This is a genomic window from Nonomuraea sp. NPDC003754, assembly GCF_053605785.1.
In genome coordinates, this window is the sequence record NZ_JBSGJX010000045.1 from 12,026 (window position 1) to 29,874 (window position 17,849).

17 protein-coding genes and 1 pseudogene are annotated in these 17,849 nt (G+C 72.1%); 8 read left to right on the plus strand and 10 right to left on the minus strand.

The features are described from left to right. Positions 1-96 precede the first annotated feature (96 nt). The 3 genes from ACWEVS_RS37815 to ACWEVS_RS37825 are packed head-to-tail and all read left to right on the plus strand — an operon-like array spanning position 97 to position 3,237. Positions 97-1,221 carry a LolA family protein gene (locus ACWEVS_RS37815; protein WP_449931067.1) on the plus strand — a complete coding sequence of 375 codons (1,125 nt, stop codon included), beginning with the start codon at positions 97-99 and terminating at the stop codon, positions 1,219-1,221. Positions 1,222-1,223: 2 nt separating this feature from the next. Then, the gene (locus ACWEVS_RS37820) at positions 1,224-2,171 is read left to right on the plus strand and encodes an ATP-binding cassette domain-containing protein (RefSeq protein WP_449931065.1); all 948 of its coding nucleotides are present in this window, start codon (positions 1,224-1,226) and stop codon (positions 2,169-2,171) included. Beyond that, positions 2,158-3,237: an ABC transporter permease gene (locus ACWEVS_RS37825; protein WP_449931063.1), complete on the plus strand. Its 1,080-nt coding sequence runs from the start codon at positions 2,158-2,160 to the stop codon at positions 3,235-3,237. Before ACWEVS_RS37820 ends, ACWEVS_RS37825 begins: the two co-directional genes overlap by 14 nt. Before the next feature lie 76 nt (positions 3,238-3,313). Here ACWEVS_RS37825 and ACWEVS_RS37830 read toward each other — a convergent pair whose 3' ends face one another. Together ACWEVS_RS37830 and ACWEVS_RS37835 are read right to left on the minus strand one after the other, a co-directional pair. Continuing rightward, on the minus strand, positions 3,314-4,051 hold the full coding sequence (locus ACWEVS_RS37830; RefSeq protein ID WP_452555523.1) for a YcnI family copper-binding membrane protein: 738 nt from the start codon (positions 4,049-4,051) through the stop codon (positions 3,314-3,316). Positions 4,052-4,099: 48 nt separating this feature from the next. Beyond that, the gene (locus tag ACWEVS_RS37835; protein WP_452555525.1) at positions 4,100-4,690 is read right to left on the minus strand and encodes an MFS transporter; all 591 of its coding nucleotides are present in this window, start codon (positions 4,688-4,690) and stop codon (positions 4,100-4,102) included. A gap of 149 nt (positions 4,691-4,839) precedes the next feature. On the opposite strand from ACWEVS_RS37835, the gene ACWEVS_RS37840 reads away from it, so the two are divergent. Then, positions 4,840-5,286: a hypothetical protein gene (locus ACWEVS_RS37840; RefSeq protein ID WP_452555527.1), complete on the plus strand. Its 447-nt coding sequence runs from the start codon at positions 4,840-4,842 to the stop codon at positions 5,284-5,286. Between the two features lie 47 nt (positions 5,287-5,333). Here ACWEVS_RS37840 and ACWEVS_RS37845 read toward each other — a convergent pair. From ACWEVS_RS37845 to ACWEVS_RS37855, 3 genes and pseudogenes are all read right to left on the minus strand, one after another. Next, positions 5,334-6,023 (minus strand): annotated as a pseudogene (locus ACWEVS_RS37845) (ABC transporter ATP-binding protein); the annotation flags it as partial. Between the two features lie 2 nt (positions 6,024-6,025). After that, positions 6,026-6,814, minus strand: a complete 789-nt coding sequence (locus ACWEVS_RS37850; RefSeq protein WP_452555529.1) for an ABC transporter permease — start codon at positions 6,812-6,814, stop codon at positions 6,026-6,028. Beyond that, positions 6,807-7,538 carry an ABC transporter permease gene (locus ACWEVS_RS37855; protein ID WP_452419433.1) on the minus strand — a complete coding sequence of 244 codons (732 nt, stop codon included), beginning with the start codon at positions 7,536-7,538 and terminating at the stop codon, positions 6,807-6,809. Before ACWEVS_RS37855 ends, ACWEVS_RS37850 begins: the two co-directional genes overlap by 8 nt. Before the next feature lie 340 nt (positions 7,539-7,878). On the opposite strand from ACWEVS_RS37855, the gene ACWEVS_RS37860 reads away from it, so the two are divergent. The 3 genes from ACWEVS_RS37860 (at position 7,879) to ACWEVS_RS37870 (ending at position 11,434) form a co-directional block, all read left to right on the plus strand. After that, a complete protein-coding gene (locus ACWEVS_RS37860; RefSeq protein ID WP_452555531.1) occupies positions 7,879-8,844 on the plus strand; it encodes an alpha/beta hydrolase fold domain-containing protein in 966 nt (321 codons plus the stop codon). A gap of 48 nt (positions 8,845-8,892) precedes the next feature. Further along, positions 8,893-9,702 carry a siderophore-interacting protein gene (locus tag ACWEVS_RS37865; protein ID WP_354921505.1) on the plus strand — a complete coding sequence of 270 codons (810 nt, stop codon included), beginning with the start codon at positions 8,893-8,895 and terminating at the stop codon, positions 9,700-9,702. 172 nt (positions 9,703-9,874) lie between these two features. Continuing rightward, positions 9,875-11,434 carry a protein kinase domain-containing protein gene (locus ACWEVS_RS37870; protein ID WP_452419435.1) on the plus strand — a complete coding sequence of 520 codons (1,560 nt, stop codon included), beginning with the start codon at positions 9,875-9,877 and terminating at the stop codon, positions 11,432-11,434. Between the two features lie 36 nt (positions 11,435-11,470). Here ACWEVS_RS37870 and ACWEVS_RS37875 read toward each other — a convergent pair whose 3' ends face one another. Both ACWEVS_RS37875 and aceA read right to left on the minus strand, forming a co-directional pair. Further along, positions 11,471-12,679 carry an MFS transporter gene (locus ACWEVS_RS37875; RefSeq protein WP_452555533.1) on the minus strand — a complete coding sequence of 403 codons (1,209 nt, stop codon included), beginning with the start codon at positions 12,677-12,679 and terminating at the stop codon, positions 11,471-11,473. A 148-nt stretch (positions 12,680-12,827) separates the two neighbouring features. Next, positions 12,828-14,108, minus strand: a complete 1,281-nt coding sequence (gene aceA, locus ACWEVS_RS37880) for an isocitrate lyase (protein WP_354921496.1) — start codon at positions 14,106-14,108, stop codon at positions 12,828-12,830. A 302-nt stretch (positions 14,109-14,410) separates the two neighbouring features. On the opposite strand from aceA, the gene ACWEVS_RS37885 reads away from it, so the two are divergent. Then, the gene (locus tag ACWEVS_RS37885; protein ID WP_449931044.1) at positions 14,411-15,883 is read left to right on the plus strand and encodes a helix-turn-helix domain-containing protein; all 1,473 of its coding nucleotides are present in this window, start codon (positions 14,411-14,413) and stop codon (positions 15,881-15,883) included. A 41-nt stretch (positions 15,884-15,924) separates the two neighbouring features. Here ACWEVS_RS37885 and ACWEVS_RS37890 read toward each other — a convergent pair whose 3' ends face one another. The 3 genes from ACWEVS_RS37890 to ACWEVS_RS37900 all read right to left on the minus strand — a co-directional run bounded on the left by ACWEVS_RS37890 (position 15,925) and on the right by ACWEVS_RS37900 (position 17,830). Beyond that, positions 15,925-16,266 carry an FAD-dependent monooxygenase gene (locus tag ACWEVS_RS37890; protein WP_452555535.1) on the minus strand — a complete coding sequence of 114 codons (342 nt, stop codon included), beginning with the start codon at positions 16,264-16,266 and terminating at the stop codon, positions 15,925-15,927. Positions 16,267-16,316: 50 nt separating this feature from the next. Continuing rightward, positions 16,317-17,048: a TetR/AcrR family transcriptional regulator gene (locus ACWEVS_RS37895; protein ID WP_452555537.1), complete on the minus strand. Its 732-nt coding sequence runs from the start codon at positions 17,046-17,048 to the stop codon at positions 16,317-16,319. Positions 17,049-17,119: 71 nt separating this feature from the next. Further along, entirely contained in the window at positions 17,120-17,830 is a 711-nt protein-coding gene (locus ACWEVS_RS37900) for a 2OG-Fe(II) oxygenase (RefSeq protein WP_452555539.1), read from the minus strand. Positions 17,831-17,849: the final 19 nt, after the last annotated feature.

Here is a 17,849-nt window from a genome sequence, read left to right on the forward strand (position 1 = left end):
CACCATCGGTGCTGAGAGGCCTCTCAGCTCGTCTCAGGATCACCACAGCACTCCTCACGCACTGTTGAGACGTAAGCAATACCGTGAAGGAGTGAGATGTCCAGAGGCAAGCTCGTGAGGTGGGGCGTCCCCGTCGCGGCCGTCGCCGTGATCGGTGCCGCCATCGGCGCGGGTCCGGTCATCGCCGCCGTCAGCGGGGACCCCGTCCTGCCGGAACGCTCGGCGCAGCAGCTGCTGGCCGAGGCCGCCGCGGCGGTGCAGAAGGACGGCCTGCCCCCGATGTCGGGGACGGTCGTGGAGACCGCCTCCCTCGGCCTTCCCGCCCTGCCGCAGGGCGCCGCCACCGGTTCCCCGCTCAGCCTGCTGTCGGGTTCCCACGAGGCGAAGGTCTGGTACGGCTCCCGCGACCAGTTCAGGCTGGCCGTACCGGGCCCGATGAGCGAGACCAACGTCATCGTGAACGGCGACCAGACGTGGCTGTGGGAGAGCCAGTCCAACCGGGCCACGCGCGTCAAGCTGGCCCCCGGCACCGCCGACCGGCCCGGCGCGACGCACGTGCCCGACGCCCCCGCGCTGACCCCCCAGCAGGCCGCCGAGCGCCTGCTGGCCCAGGTCGGCGAGCACAGCGTGGTCAGCGTGACCAACACCACCAAGGTGGCCGGACGCCCGGCCTACGAGCTGGTGCTGGCGCCCAAGCAGGACGGCTCGCTGATCCAGGACGTCCGCCTGGCGCTCGACGGCGAGACCTACGTCCCGCTGCGCGTCCAGGTGTACGCCAAGGGGTCGGCGGAGCCGGCCTTCGAGGTCGGGTTCACCCAGGTCACCTTCTCCGCCCCCGCGAAGGAGAACTTCACCTTCACCCCGCCCGCGGGCGCCAAGGTGGAGGAGAAGACGTTCGGCCCGGCCCTCGAGGACCGCAAGCCCGAGCACGACTTCCGCGAAGGCGCGGTCAAGACCGTCGGCGCCGGCTGGACCACGGTCGCGGTCCTGCCGACGCCCACGCCCACGGCAGGGGCCGCCCAGCCGCAGGCCGAACCCGGTGGCGAGCAGGCGCCCTCGCTCGATGCAATCCTGCGCACCGCCACGCCGGTGAGCGGCCCGTGGGGGAGCGGCAAGCTGATCAAGACCAAGCTGGTCAGCGTGCTGTTCACCGACGACGGCCGGCTGCTGGTCGGCGCGGTCACCCCGGAGGAGCTCACGAAGGCGGCAGGCGCCAGGTGAGCATGACGCTGGAAGCGGGGGCGCCCTCAGGGGCGGCCCCGCCCTCCGCTGACCACGCGATCGTCACGGAGGGCCTGACCAAGCGCTTCAAGGGCGGGCAGATCGCGGTCGACGCCCTTGACCTGACCGTGCCGCGCGGCTCGGTCTACGGCTTCCTCGGCCCGAACGGGTCGGGCAAGACCACCACCATCCGCATGCTGCTCGGCCTGGTCACGCCCACCTCCGGCACCTACGCGACGGTGCCGCTGCCGCGGGTGGGCGCGCTGGTCGAGGGCCCGGCCTTCTACCCCTACCTGTCGGGCGAGGCCAATCTGCTGCGCTACGACGCCGCCGACCCCACCGCCTCGGGCCGCACCGCCCGCGCCAGGGTCGGCGCCGCGCTGGAGCGGGTGGGCCTGTCGGCCGCCGCCGGCAAGCGCTACCGCGCCTACTCCCTCGGCATGCGGCAGCGCCTGTCCATCGCCGCCGCCCTGCTCGGCCCGCGCGATCTGCTCATCCTCGACGAGCCGACCAACGGCCTCGACCCGCAGGGCACCCGCGAGGTCCGCACGCTGGTCAAGGAGATCGCCGCCGACGGCACCACGGTGTTCGTCTCCTCGCACCTGCTGGCCGAGATCGAGCAGATGTGCACGCACGCGGCCATCATGCGCACCGGCAGGCTCGTCGCCGACGGCACGATCGCCTCGCTGAGCGGTGGCCGCGCCCCGCGCGTCAGGGTGGAGACGCCCGACGGCGCGGACGCGGCGCGGGTGCTGCGCGGGCTCGGCCTGGCGGCCGTCACCCACGAGGGGACGCAGGTGAGCGCCGAGCTCGGCGGTCACGCCCCCGAGCGGCTCAACGTCGCGCTGGTCGAGGCCGGCGTCGCGGTCAGGGGCCTGTCGGTCGTACGGCCCAGCCTGGAAGAGGTCTTCGTCGGCCTGACGGGGGAGGGGTTCGATGTCGAAGGTTGAGCCCGAAGTGGCAGACCTGGTGGCAGACACCGTGGAAGACCCAACGGCCGGCCCGGTGGCCGGCACGCCGGTCGAGGATCCCGGCCTGCGGAGCGGGCGCGGCGCGGGAGCCAGGCGGACGCCCGGCCTGGTCCCGGTGAGCGAGTCGAGGCGCACCGCCGAGCAGGGCCCGCGCCCCGACCTGCCCGTGCCGGCCGCCTCCACCCTGGACGCCGTCACCCGGGAGGCGACGTCCGGCCCCGGAGCCGTCGCCGCGTTCGCCAGGATGCTGGGCTCCGAGCTCGGCCTGACCTTCCGCCGGCCGCGCAACCTCGCCATGCTCGCCGTCCTCGCCGCCGTCCCCGTGATCATGGGCGTCGTCCTGCGCATCCTCGGCGACGACATGGCCGACGGGCCGGGCGGCCTCATCCAGCAGGTCGCCGGCAACGGTTTCTTCCTGGCGCTCGTCTCGCTGGGCGCCCTGGTGCCGCTGCTGATGCCGGTCGCGGTCGCCGTCGTGGCGGGCGACGCGCTGGCCGGCGAGGCCGCGGGAGGCACGCTGCGGTACCTGCTGGCCGCCCCCGCCGGGCGCACCAGGCTGCTGGCGGTCAAGTTCGTCAACGCCGTGCTGTTCTGCCTGGCCGTCGCCTCGGCCGTGGCGCTCGCGGCGCTCATCACCGGCCTGCTGCTGTTCCCGGCCGGGCCCGTCACGCTGCTGTCGGGGGTCGCCATCCCGCTCGGCGACGCCCTGCTGCGCCTGCTGATCGTCATCGGCTACGTCACGCTCGGCATGGCGGCGCTGGCCGCGGTCGCGATCGCGCTGTCGACGCTGACCGAGGCGCCGATCGGCGCCATCGCGGCGACCGTCGTGCTGGTCATCGCCACCCAGGTGATGCGGGCGATCCCGCAGCTGGAGCCCGTCCAGGCGTACCTGCTGCCGAACTGGTGGAGCGGTTTCGACGCGGTCCTGCGCGACCCGATCGCCTTCGATCACCTGACCTCGGGGCTGCTGGCCTTCGGCGCCTACATCCTGCTGTTCGGCTCGTTCGCGTGGGCCCGCTTCACCAGCAAGGACATCACCTCCTGAGCCGCGGCGGGGCCGAAGGGGAGCACCCCTCCGGCCCCCGGTGACCGGACCGCGGGCCGGCCACCGGGCCCGCGGGTCAGGAGGGGCGGCGGCGCAGCCCGAGGAAGCCGACCACCAGGCCGATGGCTCCCACCACCAGCCCCGCGCCGCCGAGCAGCCGGGCCGTGCCGTCCGCCGCGGAAGCGGAGGCCGCCACCGGCGTCACCGAGGGCGCCGCGGGCGCGGACGAGGCGGCGGGTGCCGAGGGGGCGGCCGACGCCGTGCCGTGGTGGCCGTCGTCGGCCGTGGCGGGCGTGAGCTTCAGCAGCGGCGCCGGCCGCTCCGGCTCGGTGCCGTCGGCCGTGGGCTCGTCGGCCCACTTCACGACCTCACCGCCCGAGTAGGTCTGGCTGGTGGGGAAGACCAGCCGGTCGGTGTCGGTCGGCAGCTGCCCCATCGACACCTCGAACTCCTGGAACTGGCCCGGCTTGATCTGGCCGCCCGACCAGACGACCTTGGTGACCGCCTCGGTGAGGTCGCCGTACTCGGTCTTCACCGGCTTGGGCAGCTTGCCCTCGGTGACCTTGACCTCCCAGCCGGGCACCGGCTTGACCGAGACGAAGGCCAGGGGGTGGTCGACGGGGAAGGACACCTCGATCTTCGTCGTCGAGGCGTCGTCACGCTCGTTCGGGACGCGGAAGGCGACCTTGGTGAACCCGCCCTGCTCGGCGGTTCCGGGGTTGACGGTCACATGCGCGAGGGCCGGGACGGCCAGGCCGAGGGACAGGGCGGTGGCGGCGGCGAGCACGCCTGCCGTACGGGGGAAGGTGGGCATGCGGAAACTCCACGTGTCTGTGGGAGGAAGAAGGAAAGAGGGGCGAGGTCAGCGGGCGGGAAGGGGAGGACCGCGCCTGGTGACGACGTGGCGGAGGAGCGGGCCGCCGCCGATGGCACGACGGGCGGCGGGCACCGGCGCCGGCCGTACCGCGACGGCGGTGGGCGGCGGCAGCAGACGGATCAGGCGGTGCCCGAGGCGGCGTAGCAGCGACCAGAGCGCGGCCTCGCCGCGGGCCAGCCACCAGCCGGTGACGAGGGTGACGGTCAGGTGGGCCAGCAGCATGCCGAGGCTCTCGCCGAGCCCGGACTCGTGCGCCTGCCCGTAGCCGAGGACGGCGGCGCCCCGCCCGTGGGCCGTCCCGAGGAGAGCGGCGGTGCCGTCCAGGCCGAACAGCTCGTGCAGCCCCGCCTGCAGGGCGACGAGCGTGACGTTGACGGTGGTGGACGAGCGCTCCCTGCCCGACAGCGCCAGCGCCACGGCCAGCACGGCGCCGCCGCCCAGGCCGAGCATCCAGCCCGACGGGCCCGTGCCGCCGGCGGCGCGGTGGCCGAGGGCGGCCAGCAGCACGCAGACGGCCGAGAAGGCGGCCGCCCGCGTCAGCCGGAGGGGGAGGTCGGCGCGCATGGGTGCCCTCATGCTCTCACGCCAGGCCCCGGGGCGGACCGTCCGGCGACTCCGCCCGAACCATACGGCTCCGGCCAATACCTGGCTCAAACATCTGATTTGTCGCTATGGTCAGGCCCGAGGTGATGTCTGTGCGGCATTTCGCTGGTTTGCTACTCGGCGTGATCGTGACCGGTGTCCTGCTGGTCGGAGGCGGCTGGGCAGTCCAGCAGGCGCTGATGATCGCGCCTGGAACGGCCGCGCCCGTCGCGGGTCCGAAGCTGTGGGTCGCGCTCGGCGCCATGGCGGCCATCGGCCTGGTGGTCGGGCTGGTGACGGCGGGCAGGGTGTCACCGCTGGCCACGTTCGTGCCCTCGCTCGTGCTGCTGGCGTGGACGGTCGTCTACGCGCTCGACGTCCCCAGGGCCCTGTCGTTCGTGCCCGACGAGCCGTCCATGCACCGCGTCCTGGTGGAGGCGGGCGCCGGCAGCAGGACGCTGCTCACCACCGGCGTCTACGCCCTGCTGGGCGTGGCGTTGTTCCTGCCGGTGCTGATGCCCTCCCGCTGGAGCCGGCGCGACAACGCGGACGAGGAGTACGACGAGGCCGAGCAGGGCGCCTACTACTGACCGGCCCGGGTGTAGAGCCTGGTCACCACCTCTTCGATCGTCTCGTCGGGCGCGGTGGCCATCAGGTCGTCGAGCGAGCCGTCGAAGGCCAGCCTGCCGTGGTCGATGAGCATCACCCTGCGGCACAGGCGCTCGACGTCGCCGAGATCGTGCGTGGTCAGCAGCACGGTGGTGCCGCGCTCGGCGTTCACCCGGAGCAGGAACGAGCGGATGCTGTTCTTGCTGACCACGTCGAGCCCGATCGTCGGCTCGTCCAGCACCAGCACGTCGGGCGCGTGGAGCAGCGCGGCGGTGAGGTCGCCCCGCATGCGCTGGCCCAGGCTGAGCTGGCGCACCGGCGTGCGCAGGAAGGCGGCCAGGTCGAGGGTCTCCACCAGCTCGTCGAGCCGCTCGGCGAAATCCCTGCGATCTACTTTGTAAAGGAGCCGGATCAGCTCGAAGCTGTCCCGCAGCGGCAGGTCCCACCACAACGTCGTCCGCTGCCCGAACACCACGCCGATCCGCCTGGCCAGGACCGTGCGCCTGCGCGAGGGGTCGAGCCCCGCGACGCGCACCGTGCCGGAGGTGGGGGTGAGGATGCCGCACAGCATCTTGATGGTGGTGGACTTGCCCGCGCCGTTCGGGCCGAGACAGCCGACGAACTCTCCCGGCGCGACGCTGAACGACAGCTCGCGCACCGCGTGCACCAGCGTGCGCTTCACCTTGAACACGCGCCCGGCGCGCTCCAGCTCGATCATGGCTAACTCCCCGTCGATCGGTAGCGGCGGATGCCCTGGCGCCAGGCGAGGGCGGCCAGCAGGGCGAGAAGCAGGGCCGCGACGGGCCCGAGGAAACGCAGTGCCTCCGGCGTGCCGAAGGGGTCGTCCTTGCCCAGGACGTACAGGCCCGGCTGCCAGTTGACGAAGGCGAGCGGCAGCACGTAGGTGACGCCGCGCACCAGGTCGCGGCCGTAGACGCTGAAGGGGTACTGGGTGAGCTGGCCGCTGCCGTAGGTGAAGGCGTTGACCACCTCGGGGGCGTCGGTCAGCACGAACTGCACCGCCCCCGCCAGCGTCCACAGCGAGGCGAAGATGACGCCCGCGGTGGCGATCATCACCGGGACCATCCACGCCCGCTGCCACGGGATGTCGAGCGCGGCCAACGCCGTGACCAGGACGATCACCGACTGCAGCACGCGGCCGAACCTGGAGGGGGTGAACCTGTCGACGGCGGCCTGCAGCCAGGCCGGGGCCGGCTTGAGAAGCATCGTGTCCAGCGTGCCTGCCTTGATGTGCTGGCTGATCTTGTCGAGGTTGCCGACGCACATGTCGGCGACGGAGAAGGCGATGTTGGCCGCGCCGTACAGGAAGAGGACCTCCGCGCGGGTGAATCCGGCCAGCGCCGTGGTGTTGGCGAAGACCACCAGGATCACCGCGAGGTCCACGGCGGCCATCGTGAGGCCGAAGCCGACCATGAGCGCGAAGGAGACGGGGTAGGCCGCGGCGGCGCGGGTCCATGTCCAGGCCAGCATGACGTAGGTCCTAACCACCCTGGATCACCACCTTGTGCCTGATCGCCCGCGTGCCGAGCGCGCCGAGGGCGAGCAGCGCGACCGCCCAGAGCGCCTGGAACGGCACCGCGTCGGCGAAGCCCGCCTTGCCGAGGTAGACGTCGGCGGGCAGCTGCGCCATCGCGGCCCACGGCAGCGTCGCGGCCACGTCGCCGAGCAGGCCGGGAAAGATCGGCAGGGGCAGCATCATCCCGCTGAAGAAGGTGGTGAGGACCATCGACACGGTCACCACGCCGCGGTCGTCGGCCAGCCAGCACACCGACAGCGCGATCAGGTAGCGCCAGGCGAAGCTGACCAGGACGCCGAGGGCGAAGCTGGCGGCGAAGGCCGCCCACCGCCCGGCGCCGGACGGCACGACGACGCCGAACACCAGCGCGCCGATGATCATCGGCGGGAGGCCGCGGACGAGGAACAGGTAGGCCGCCCTGCCCAGGTCCTCGGACAGGGCCCACGCCTGCAGGGAGGCGGGACGGACGAGGTCGAGGGCGATGTCGCCGGTGCGGATGCGTTCGGGAATGGTCAGGCCGCCGCCGAACAGCTGCATCGGACCGATGAAGGCCTGGGTGACGAAGCAGAAGGTGACGGCGTCGAGCACGTCGTAGCCGGCCAGGCCGGGCCTGGCCTGCCACAGCGCGATCAGGACGTAGGCGCGCAGGATGCCGAAGACGCTGTTGGTGAAGGCTCCGGCGGCGGCGGCCCACACGTAGGTGGCGTGTTTGCGGAAGCCGTACCGGATGAGCCGGAGATAGAGGGAAATGGCGTGTCACCTCCGCTGTGTGATGGCATGACGACAGCCCGTGTCCACGAGGGGGCACGGGTGTGTGGAGCGGTAATTATCCGCTCGTTGATCAGGCGTCGGCAAGGCGATATCGGCGGCGGCCGCCCGCCCGCCGGTTCGCGGTGCCCCGGTTCGGTCTGTGGGGTCCGTGGTAGATGGAGATGTACGGAGCGAAGGGCCGCGTCCGACCTGGCGATGATTCACCCGAAATAGATGAGTTGCTTACTTGCCGATAGAACGATCCTCTGGAGGGAATTCTTTACCTGTGCGGCACGAGATCGACCTGGACGTCATCCCCGACTATCCGTTCAGCTGGCAGTCGCGAGCGCTCAACACGGTCATGCGCGGCACCCTGAAGCCCGCCGCCGGCCTGCTCCTGCGTCACTCCCTGGCCATCACCGCCTGCTCCCGGCTCGGCGAACTGGTCAGGCTCGTGCCCGTGCGGCCGCCCGGCCACGTGGGCATCGTCGCGCACCGCCGCGGCGAATGGGTGCGCGCGGGGCAGGGCCTCGACGAGCGCAAGGTGCTCCTCTACTTCCACGGCGGCGGCTACTTCAGCTGCTCGCCCGCCACCCACCGGCCCATCACCTGGCGGCTGTCGGTGGTGGCCCGCCGTCCGGTCTTCGCCCTCGACTACCGGCAGGGCCCGGTCCACTCGCTGGCCGAGTCGCTGCAGGACGCCCTCGACGCCTACGGCGAGCTGATCGAACGCGGCCACGAGCCCGCCGACATCCTGCTCGCCGGCGACTCGGCGGGCGGCCACCTCACGCTGGCCACCCTGCTCGCGCTGCGCGATCGCGGGCTGCGGCTGCCCGCGGCGGCCATCTGCCTGTCGCCGTGGACCGACCTGAGCGACACCCCGCGCAGGGCCAACCGCTGGACGGACCCGATGCTGCCGGCCGGGCGCGTCGAGTGGCTGGCCAGGCGGTGGACGTCGGGTCTGGACCCGCGTGACCCGCTGGTCTCGCCGGTCTTCGGCGACTACACCGGCCTGCCGCCCCTGATGATCGTCACCGGCTCGACCGAGGTGCTGCGCGACGAGGGTCGCAGGGTCGCGGTGCGCGCCCGCGCGGCGGGCGTGCCGGTGACCTACGAGGAGTGGCCGCGGATGCCGCACGTCTTCGCCATCCTGGCCGACGTGCTGCCCGAAGCGCGGCTGGTCTACCGGCACATGGCCCGCTTCCTGGCCGCCGTGCACGCCTCGGGAGAGGAATCTTCTCTCGCGGCCTGACGTTCCAGTTGTAGGTTAGGGTGACCTAACTACAGCTGGAGGGTTCTCATGACCGAGCATCGTGGCGTCGTGCTGCGGACCGAGCGGCTCACGCCGCACATGGTGCGGGTGGTGGTCGGCGGCGACGGCTTGCGTGACTTCGCCACCGCTGGGTTGACCGACCACTACGTCAAGCTCGTCTTCCCGGTGGAGGGTGTGACGTATCCGACGCCGTTCACCGTCGCCACCTGCAGGGAGCTCCTGCCGCGCGAGCACTGGCCGCGGCTGCGCACCTACACCGTGCGCGCCTGGGAGCCGGCGGCGAGGGAGCTGACCCTCGACTTCGTGGTCCACGGCGACGAGGGACTGGCCGGTCCGTGGGCCGCGGCCGCCAGGCCCGGCGACGTGATCCACCTGCTGGGTCCCGGCGGCGGCTACGCGCCGAGTCCCGAGGCGGACTGGCACCTGCTCGCCGGTGACGAGAGCGCGCTCCCGGCGATCGCCGCCTCCCTGGAGGCGCTGCCCGAAGGGGCCAGGGCGCATGTCCTCGTCGAGGTCGAGTCGGCGGCGGAGGAGCAGAAGCTGGACGCTCCCGTGGTCTACCTGCACCGGGAGGGCGCGCCGTACGGGCGCAAGCTGGTCGAGGCGGTGCGCGGTCTGCACTTCCCCGAGGGCAGGGTGCACGCGTTCGTGCACGGCGAGGCGGGCTTCGTCAAGGAGTTGCGCCGCTTCCTGCGCGTGGAGCGGCAGATCCCGCTCGAGCAGCTGTCCATCTCCGGCTACTGGCGGCTCGGCGTCGACGACGAGGGCTGGCGCGCGGTCAAGAAGGAGTGGAACCGCCAGGTGGAGGTCGAGGAGAGCGCCGCCCTCGACGGATGAGCCCCGGCACTGTCCCCTCGTCCCTGAAAGCCCAGGTACCTCAGCTCTTTCTCACCTAGCGGAAAGATTCGCCTTACCTTCGATACTCCTTGTGGCAGTCCCGGGGAAATGCCTCGCCCGATCCGGTCACAGTGTGCTGTGGCCGTGGTCCAGAGCAGGAGAGGCGAGCCGGATGGCGCGTGGTACGAGCGGCATGCCGCCAGGCGTGCGACCGCTGACGGTGGGCGACCCGGTGATCATCGGCAGGTACCTGCTGCTCGGCCGCCTGGGCGCCGGCGGGATGGGGGTGGTCTACCTCGCCGAGCACCCACGGGGCGGGCTGGTGGCGCTGAAGACCCCGCACGACGTGCACCTGCGGGACGCCACGCTCCGCGCCAGGTTCGCCGAGGAGGTGACGTTCTCGCGCAGAGTGGTGCCGTTCTGCACGGCCGCCGTGATCGAGGACGGCAGTGATCGCGACCGGCCGTACCTGGTCTGCGAGTACATCCCGGGGCCGGCGCTGTCGCAGGTGGTGGTGGGGCGCGGCCCGTTGACGCCCGACCTCGCCTACGGCGTCGCGCTCGGGGTGGCCGCCGCGCTGGTCGCCGTCCACGACGCGGGGCTGGTGCACCGCGACCTCAAACCGGGCAACGTGCTGCTGTCGCCGGACGGGCCGCGCGTCATCGACTTCGGCATCGCCCGCGACGTCGACACCGCCGCCGCCCACACCCAGGCGGGGCTGGTGATGGGCAGTCCTGGCTGGGTGGCGCCCGAGCGGCTGACCGGCGGTGCCGCCGTCCCGGCCTCCGACGTGTTCGCGTGGGGCTGCCTGATCGCCTTCGCCGCCACCGGCCACCACCCGTTCGGGGCCGGCGAGGCCGACGTGCTGACCAGGCGGATCGTGCTGGAACAGCCGCGGGTCGACGGCGTGCCCGCGCTGCTGCGGCCGGCGGTGGAGGCGGCACTGGCCAAGGATCCCGCCGCGCGGCCCAGCTCGGCCGAACTGCTGCGTGCCTTACTGGCCGCGGGCGGCGTGGGCGACCCCTGGGACCTGCGCGAGGCCGTCGGCCGGGTGCTGGGGGACATCTGGACACCGGTGCCGTATCCGCCGGGTGGGGGCAGGGTGCGCCTGGCCGACGCGCCGCCGGACCCGGCGGGGACCGAACCGCCGGGGCGGCCCGGCCCTGCCGCGCGCCGGCGGCGGGCCAGGTCGGGCGCTCAGCTGTCGCACGCGAGCTTCGCCGCGCTGGCCACCGTCTCGATCGCGGCCCTGACGGTGGCCGCGGCCAGCGGGGGAGCCGGGATCCGGCTGGACGGCACCCGCCGGCCGGAGGCCGTTCCCTTCGTCGTGCCCAACGGCACCGCGCAGTCCACGATCAGGCCGGATCCGCTGACCAGGGCACCGGCCGAGCCGATCCCCGCCGGGCCGTCGATCACCCCGACCGTGGTCGTCACCCAGACCAGGACGCTGGGGCCCACGACGCTGCGACCGCCGTCCACGACGCCGGAGGAGCGGAGCCGGCCCGACCACGAGAGCGTCTGGTCGCCCGACCCGCCGGGCAACGGGGACCCGGGCGACTGCGTCAACCCGGCGGGCAAGCGGCGTGGGCGTGACTGCCCGCAGCCCTCCTCCAGCATCACCACGATCCCGCAGGAGGGACCGGGCGAGACACCGGACCCGTCGGCGTCGGCGTCGGTCACCCCGACCGACCCGGTGTCGCCCGGCCCCACGGACTCCTCGCCGGGCGCCTGAACCGCGGGCCGGCCTCCTGAGCCGGGCGTTCGGGGGTCAGCGCTGCCCGGCGGGGGCGGGCCGGCGCCTGCCGTACCGGAGGGAGAGCGCGGTGGCCGCGCAGAGCAGCAGCGCGCCCGATCCGATGATGGACACGGCGACGCCCGCGAGCTCCGCGACCAGGCTGCCGGCCAGCACGCCCGCGATCGTGACGTTGACCATGAGCGCGTTGGCCAGCGCGACGCCGCGCCCGCGCAGGTCCTCGGGCAGGTCGCGCAGCAGGGGGTGGGCGACGGGAACCTGGAACAGGCCCGACCCGAAACCGGTCAGCAGGCACCACGCGCCGATCGCCGCGATGTGGCCGCTCCACTGGGCGGGGGCGAGCGCGACCATGGACAGGCCGAAGGCGACGATCGAGGCGGGCAGCAGCCGGTCGGGGAAACGGCGCAGCAGCGCGGGACCGGCCAGCGCGCCGAGGATCGAACCGCCGCCGAACAGCGCCTGCGCCAGCCCGAACGTGAGGGCGGGCAGCTGGAAGACGGTCAGCAGCTGGGCGTTGAGGTTGGTGGTGAACAGGCCGAGGGCGAGCATGACCGGCGTCAGGAAGACCGCCAGGTACCGCAGCGAGGGCACCGCCAGGACGCCGCGCACGCCGGCGCGCAGCGCCGCCCAGTACGGCTCGCGCGCCGCGGACGGCACCTCGCGCAGCACCGCCATGCTGCCCAGCAGCAGCGCGGAGAGCAGGAAGGTGGCCGAGTCGATCATCAGGACGAGGGGGACGCTGCCGGCCGCGACCAGCAGCCCGCCCAGCGCCGGGCCGAGCAGGTTGATCGTGTGGGCGGTGCTCTGGAACAGGGCGACCGCGGAGGGGATGCTGTGCCCGCCGACGATCTTCGGGATGGCGGCGATGCGGGCGGTCTCGAAGAACGCCTTGCCCAGGCCCTCCAGGAAGATCAGCGCCAGCAGGAGCCAGGCCGAGCGCAGGGCGGGGATCATGGCCAGCACGATCAGCGCTCGGGCCAGGTCGGATCCGATGAGCAGCACCCGCTTGGGCAGCCGGTCGGCCAGCGGGCCGACGAAGGCGCCGAGGATGCCCGACGGGAGCAGCTGCGCGACGACGACGAGCGCGATCAGCACGACGGGGGCGTCGGTGAGCGTGGCGGCGACGTAGATCAGGGTGACCTTGGTGATGGCGTCGCCGAGGAAGGACACCACGACGGCGAGCCAGTAGGTGAGGTAGGTGCGGTCCCGCAGCAGCCTGAGCACCCTCGTGAGGCTAGATCAGCCGGAAGGGGGCGAAGGTGACGGATCGCGCGGAGCGTAAAGCGCCCCGGTCCCGCGGGCGCGGGACCGGGGCGGTCGCCGGGGAACCCTCCCATGCCCTAGGAGGTATCGGCGAGTCCGGGCGGGCTCTTTAGTGGAACTGCTCCTCCTCGGTGGAGCCCCTGAGCGCGGTCGTCGAGGAGTCGGGCGCGATCGCCGTGCTGACCAGGTCGAAGTAGCCGGTGCCGACCTCGCGCTGGTGCCTGGTGGCGGTGTAGCCGCGCGCCTCGGCCGCGAACTCGGCCTCCTGCAGCTCGACGTAGGCGGTCATGCCGTCGGCGGCGTAGCCGTGGGCCAGGTTGAACATGGAGTGGTTAAGCGAGTGGAAGCCGGCCAGCGTGATGAACTGGAACTTGTACCCCATGTGCCCGAGCTCGCGCTGGAACTTGGCGATCGTGGAGTCGTCCAGGTGCTGCTTCCAGTTGAAGGACGGCGAGCAGTTGTAGGCGAGCATCTGGTCGGGGTACCTGGCCTTGATCGCCTCGGCGAACTCGCGGGCCACGTCGAGGTCCGGGGTGGAGGTCTCCATCCACAGCAGGTCGGCGTAGGGGGCGTAGGACAGGCCGCGGTCGATGCAGGCCTCGACGCCGTTGCGGACCCGGTAGAAGCCCTCGGCGGTACGGTCACCGGTGGTGAAGCGCTGGTCGCGGGGGTCCACGTCACTGGTCAGGAGCGTCGCGGCCTGGGCGTCGGTCCGCGCGATGATCAGTGAGGGGACGCCCGACACGTCGGCCGCCAGGCGGGCGGCGTTGAGCGTCTTGATGTGCTGGCCGGTCGGGATCAGCACCTTGCCGCCGAGGTGGCCGCACTTCTTCTCCGAGGCGAGCTGGTCCTCCCAGTGCACGCCCGCGGCGCCGGCCGCGATCATGCCCTTCATCAGCTCGAAGGCGTTCAGCACGCCACCGAAGCCGGCCTCGGCGTCGGCGACGATCGGGGCGAGCCAGTGGGTCTGGTCCGAGCCCTCCGACCAGCTGATCTGGTCGGCGCGCAGCAGCGCGTTGTTGATGCGGCGCACGACGGCGGGCACGGAGTTGGCCGGGTACAGCGACTGGTCGGGGTAGGTCTGCCCGCCGAGGTTCGCGTCCGCCGCCACCTGCCAGCCGGACAGGTAGATCGCCTTCAGGCCCGCCTTCACCTGCTGCACGGCCTGGTTGCCGGTCAGCGCGCCGAGCGCGTGCACGTAGTCCTCGGTGTGCAGCAGGTCCCACAGCCGCTCGGCGCCGAGTCTGGCAAGCGTGTGCTCCTCCTGCACGCTGCCGCGCAGCCGGACGACGTCCTCGGCGGAGTAGGTGCGCTCGGTGCCCTTCCAGCGGGGGTCGTTCTCCCATGCGTGCCGCAGCTGGTCAGCCGCTCCCTTGAGGCGATCGTCCATTTTTCACTCCTTTGTCGTCCCCTGGGTGCTTGTTCCGAGTGTCTGCCCCGGGCAAGCCCTCTCAGTAGGGTCCGAAGTGCAGAAAATTCGACGAATTTCACATCTAGGACATACTGGCGGGTATTCAGGGGAGAAGAATTCACGACTTTTCGCTATGGACTAGACCACTGGACCGGCTGTCACCTCGGCTTTCGGCGACCGTCCGGTGTTCCGGCGGCGATCGGAGGTCCCTCGCCCACTTCAGCCCGGCTTCCGGTGGCTGGGTGTAGAAAAACCAGGATTCTTCCCCTTATGATGCGCGCATGGCCCCCTTGCTCGGCGAAGAACCGCTTTCTTTGACGCAGGAGCTCGATCTCATCGCCTTCGGCCAGCGCCTGCGTCACCTGCGCAAACAGCGCGGGCTGACCCTGTCCGACCTGGGGGAGCGGGTCAGCAGGGCACCCAGCCAGCTGTCCCTGCTGGAGAACGGCAAGCGCGAGCCCAAGCTGTCACTGCTCAAGTCACTGGCCACCGCGCTCAACGTCCCGGTCGAGGAACTGCTGCGCCGCCAGCCGCCCAACCGCCGCGCCCAGCTGGAGATCGCGCTCGAGGAGGCCCAGCGCGACCCGCTCTACGCCGGGCTCGGCCTGCCACGGCTCAAGGTCTCCGCCCGGGTGCCCAACGACGTCCTCGAGCACATCCTCGGCCTGTACGGCGAGCTGCGCGCCAGGCAGGCCCGCGGCACCGCCACCCCCGAGGAGGCCCGGGCGGCCAACGCCGAACTGCGCCGCAGGCAGCGCGAGCAGGGCAACTACTTCCCCGAGATCGAGAAGGCCGCGGCCGCGGCGCTGGCCGCCGTCGGCTACCGCACCGGCGCGCTGTCGCAGAGCACGGTCCAGGCGCTGGTCACCCACTTCGGCTACTCCGTCAACACCGTGCAGGACCTGCCGCGCTCCGTCAGGTCCATCACCGACCTGCGCAACCGCCGCATCTACGTCAAGCACGAGCAGCTCGGCATGCACACCCCGCGCACGATCCTGCTGCAGACCCTCGGCCACCTCGCGCTCGGCCACGGCAAGCCGCGCGACTTCGCCGACTTCCTGCTGCAGCGCACCGAGGCCAACTACTTCGCCGCCGCCGTCCTCGTGCCCGAGCGCACCGCCACCCAGTTCCTCCAGGAGGCCAAGCAGGACCGCGCCCTGTCGGTGGAGGACCTGCGCGACGTCTTCGCCGTCTCCTACGAGATGGCCGCCCACCGCTTCACCAACCTGGCCACCCACCATCTCGACCTGGTCTGCCACTTCGTCCGCAACGACGCCGGCGGCACCATCTACAAGGCCTACGAGAACGACGGCATCGTCTTCCCCGCCGACGAGCAGGGCGCCATCGAGGGGCAGCGCATGTGCCTGCAGTGGTCCGGACGGCAGGTCTTCCTGTCACCCGACCGGTTCTCGGTCTTCTACCAGTACTCCGACTCGCCGACCGGCACCTACTTCTGCGTGGCGCACGTCGACCCGTCCCGTGAACGCGACTTCGCGATCACGCTGGGCGTGCCGTACCGGGAGTCGCGGTGGTTCCGCGGGCGCGAGACGACCAACAGGACGCGCTCCAACTGCCCGAACGGCGACTGCTGCCGCCGCCCTCCGGCTGAGCTGGCCCAGCGCTGGGAGGGTTACGCCTGGCCGTCGGCACGCGCCAACTCCCACGTGCTGGCCGCGCTGCCGCCCGGCTCGTTCCCCGGCGTGGACGAGGCCGACGTTTACACCTTCCTCGAACGGCACGCCACCCACGGCTGAGCCTTCCCTAGCCCCGGCCTGGCGGGTCTGGGCCCGGGCGGTCACGTCGTACGGTTCCCGGTGGCGTGACGGGTGGCGTGCAGGGTGGTCTGTCGGGTGGCGCACGACACCCGGCTCAGCGCCACGGTCAGCGCGTCGGACGGGAGGGCGGGCAGGTCGCGGGAGCGCCAGGCGAGGTAACCGTCCGGCCGGACGAGGGCCGCGCCGCCCCGGGAGAGTCCGTAGGCGCGAAGGAACTCCGCCGGCTCGTGCGGATGCGGCGAACCCGCGGTACGGCGCTCGACGACCATCGCGGGAACCCCGCGCCAGGACAGGAACACCGCCGCCGACAGGCCTACCAGCCCGCCGCCGACGACCAGCACCGATGTCGATTCCGTTCGCATGACCCTCCTCGGCCCGCGCGGCTTCGGGAACCGTCAGGTGTCTTGAGCTGTCAGTTGTCTTGAGGGGGTGTCGCCGATCCGCCGGTGTTCCCGATGCCGGTGTCCAGGATGTCCAGCGCGCGGCCGACCGTGTCGGTGAGGCTGGCGACGATCTGCTCAGGCGACCGGCCCGCGCCTTGCAGTCGTGCCGCCTCCTCGACCATGGCGGAGACGGTGGTCAGGACGAAGGCGGCGATCGCCCGTGCCGCGACGGCTCCCAGATGCGCGGGCACCCGGTCGGACAGGATCGCCGCCAGGTCCTCCTGGTATCGGGTGCCACGCAGTCGCAACGCGTCCTGCAGCGCCGGACTGTTCTGGATGATGGCGACGACACCGGCGAGCCGATCGTCGACCGCGGTCCGTGGATCTCCGCCGTCCGGCGCCTGCGGCAGCTCCGGCAGGTGGGCGAACAGGCGCGGCAGCTCGTCCTTGAGGAACTCCGGCAGCGAGGCGCTCAGGGGGAGCTGGTCGACCATGTCGATCACGTCGGCCTCGACCGGGCGGTGCCAGGCGAACAGGAGGTCCTCCTTGGCAGGGAAGTGGTTGACAACGGTCTGTTTCGCGACGTCCGCGGCCTCGGCGACGTCGGCGATGGTCACCGCGTCGTAGCCCCGCTCGCTGAACAGGGCCAGCGCGGTGGTGGCGATCCGCTCCCTGGTCTGGCGCCGCCGCCGCTCGTGCCGGGACGGCGCGCCTTCCTGCTGCGGCTGTGGCCGGTCGGCGCCGCTCGCGTCGGTGCTCATGGAAGGACCGTACCATGAATGGGACGATACCAGCACTGGTACCAGTCCAATGATGTGGCGTGCCCCCAGTGTCAGGCCGCGTCGTGGAAGACCAGGCCCAGCGTGTGCCGCCGGCCGCGCCGTACCGTGCTGACGCCGTGCCGGACCGGCGATGCCGACCAGCCGCGGGAGGAGCGGACAGGCCGGTCCCTCGTGGTGAAGACCAGCCCGTGACCCTGCGGCAGCAGCGTCACCGTGCCCCGCGACTGGGCCCGTGGCCGCTGCTCGACCAGCAGGAACTCGCCGCCCTCGTAGTCGGCGCCAGGCGCGTCCAGCCCGATCACGACCTGCAGGGGGAAGACGAGGTCGCCGTACAGGTCGCGGTGCAGCGCGTTCCAGTCGCCGTCCCGGTAGCTCAGCAGGATCGGGGTGGACTTGGTCTGCCCCGCCGCGTGGCACATCTCCAGCCATTCCGCCAGCGTGTCCGGCCAGGGGGCGGGCCTGCCGAGCCTGGCGGCCCAGTCCCTGGCGATGGGCAGCAAGCGGGGGTAGAACGCCTGCCGCAACTCCTCCACCGGCTCAGGGAAGGGCCGGTCGAAGTAGCGGTACTGGCCCCGGCCGAACCGGTAGCGCTCCATGTCGATCGTCGAGCGGAACCGGGCGACCTCGTCGTACAGGCCGGCGATCTCGCGGCACTCGTCCGGGGTGAGGACCGGACCGGTCAGCGCGCACCCGTGCGCGTCCATCTCCTCGGCCAGGGCGGCCCAGTCGGCCCTGTCCACGCGTTCGTGCGGCTTAGGCATGATCTGCTCCTTTCTCGAT

Excerpts from the sequence above, each read along its gene's own strand:
- aceA (WP_354921496.1), bottom strand. The coding sequence starts at position 14,108 with ATGGACGATCGCCTCAAGGGAGCGGCTGACCAGCTGCGGCACGCATGG.
- ACWEVS_RS37885 (WP_449931044.1), top strand. The coding sequence starts at position 14,411 with ATGGCCCCCTTGCTCGGCGAAGAACCGCTTTCTTTGACGCAGGAGCTC.
- ACWEVS_RS37895 (WP_452555537.1), bottom strand. The coding sequence starts at position 17,048 with ATGAGCACCGACGCGAGCGGCGCCGACCGGCCACAGCCGCAGCAGGAA.
- ACWEVS_RS37890 (WP_452555535.1), bottom strand. The coding sequence starts at position 16,266 with ATGCGAACGGAATCGACATCGGTGCTGGTCGTCGGCGGCGGGCTGGTA.
- ACWEVS_RS37825 (WP_449931063.1), top strand. The coding sequence starts at position 2,158 with ATGTCGAAGGTTGAGCCCGAAGTGGCAGACCTGGTGGCAGACACCGTG.
- ACWEVS_RS37815 (WP_449931067.1), top strand. The coding sequence starts at position 97 with ATGTCCAGAGGCAAGCTCGTGAGGTGGGGCGTCCCCGTCGCGGCCGTC.
- ACWEVS_RS37820 (WP_449931065.1), top strand. The coding sequence starts at position 1,224 with ATGACGCTGGAAGCGGGGGCGCCCTCAGGGGCGGCCCCGCCCTCCGCT.
- ACWEVS_RS37830 (WP_452555523.1), bottom strand. The coding sequence starts at position 4,051 with ATGCCCACCTTCCCCCGTACGGCAGGCGTGCTCGCCGCCGCCACCGCC.
- ACWEVS_RS37870 (WP_452419435.1), top strand. The coding sequence starts at position 9,875 with ATGGCGCGTGGTACGAGCGGCATGCCGCCAGGCGTGCGACCGCTGACG.
- ACWEVS_RS37865 (WP_354921505.1), top strand. The coding sequence starts at position 8,893 with ATGACCGAGCATCGTGGCGTCGTGCTGCGGACCGAGCGGCTCACGCCG.
- ACWEVS_RS37835 (WP_452555525.1), bottom strand. The coding sequence starts at position 4,690 with ATGAGGGCACCCATGCGCGCCGACCTCCCCCTCCGGCTGACGCGGGCG.
- ACWEVS_RS37900 (WP_452555539.1), bottom strand. The coding sequence starts at position 17,830 with ATGCCTAAGCCGCACGAACGCGTGGACAGGGCCGACTGGGCCGCCCTG.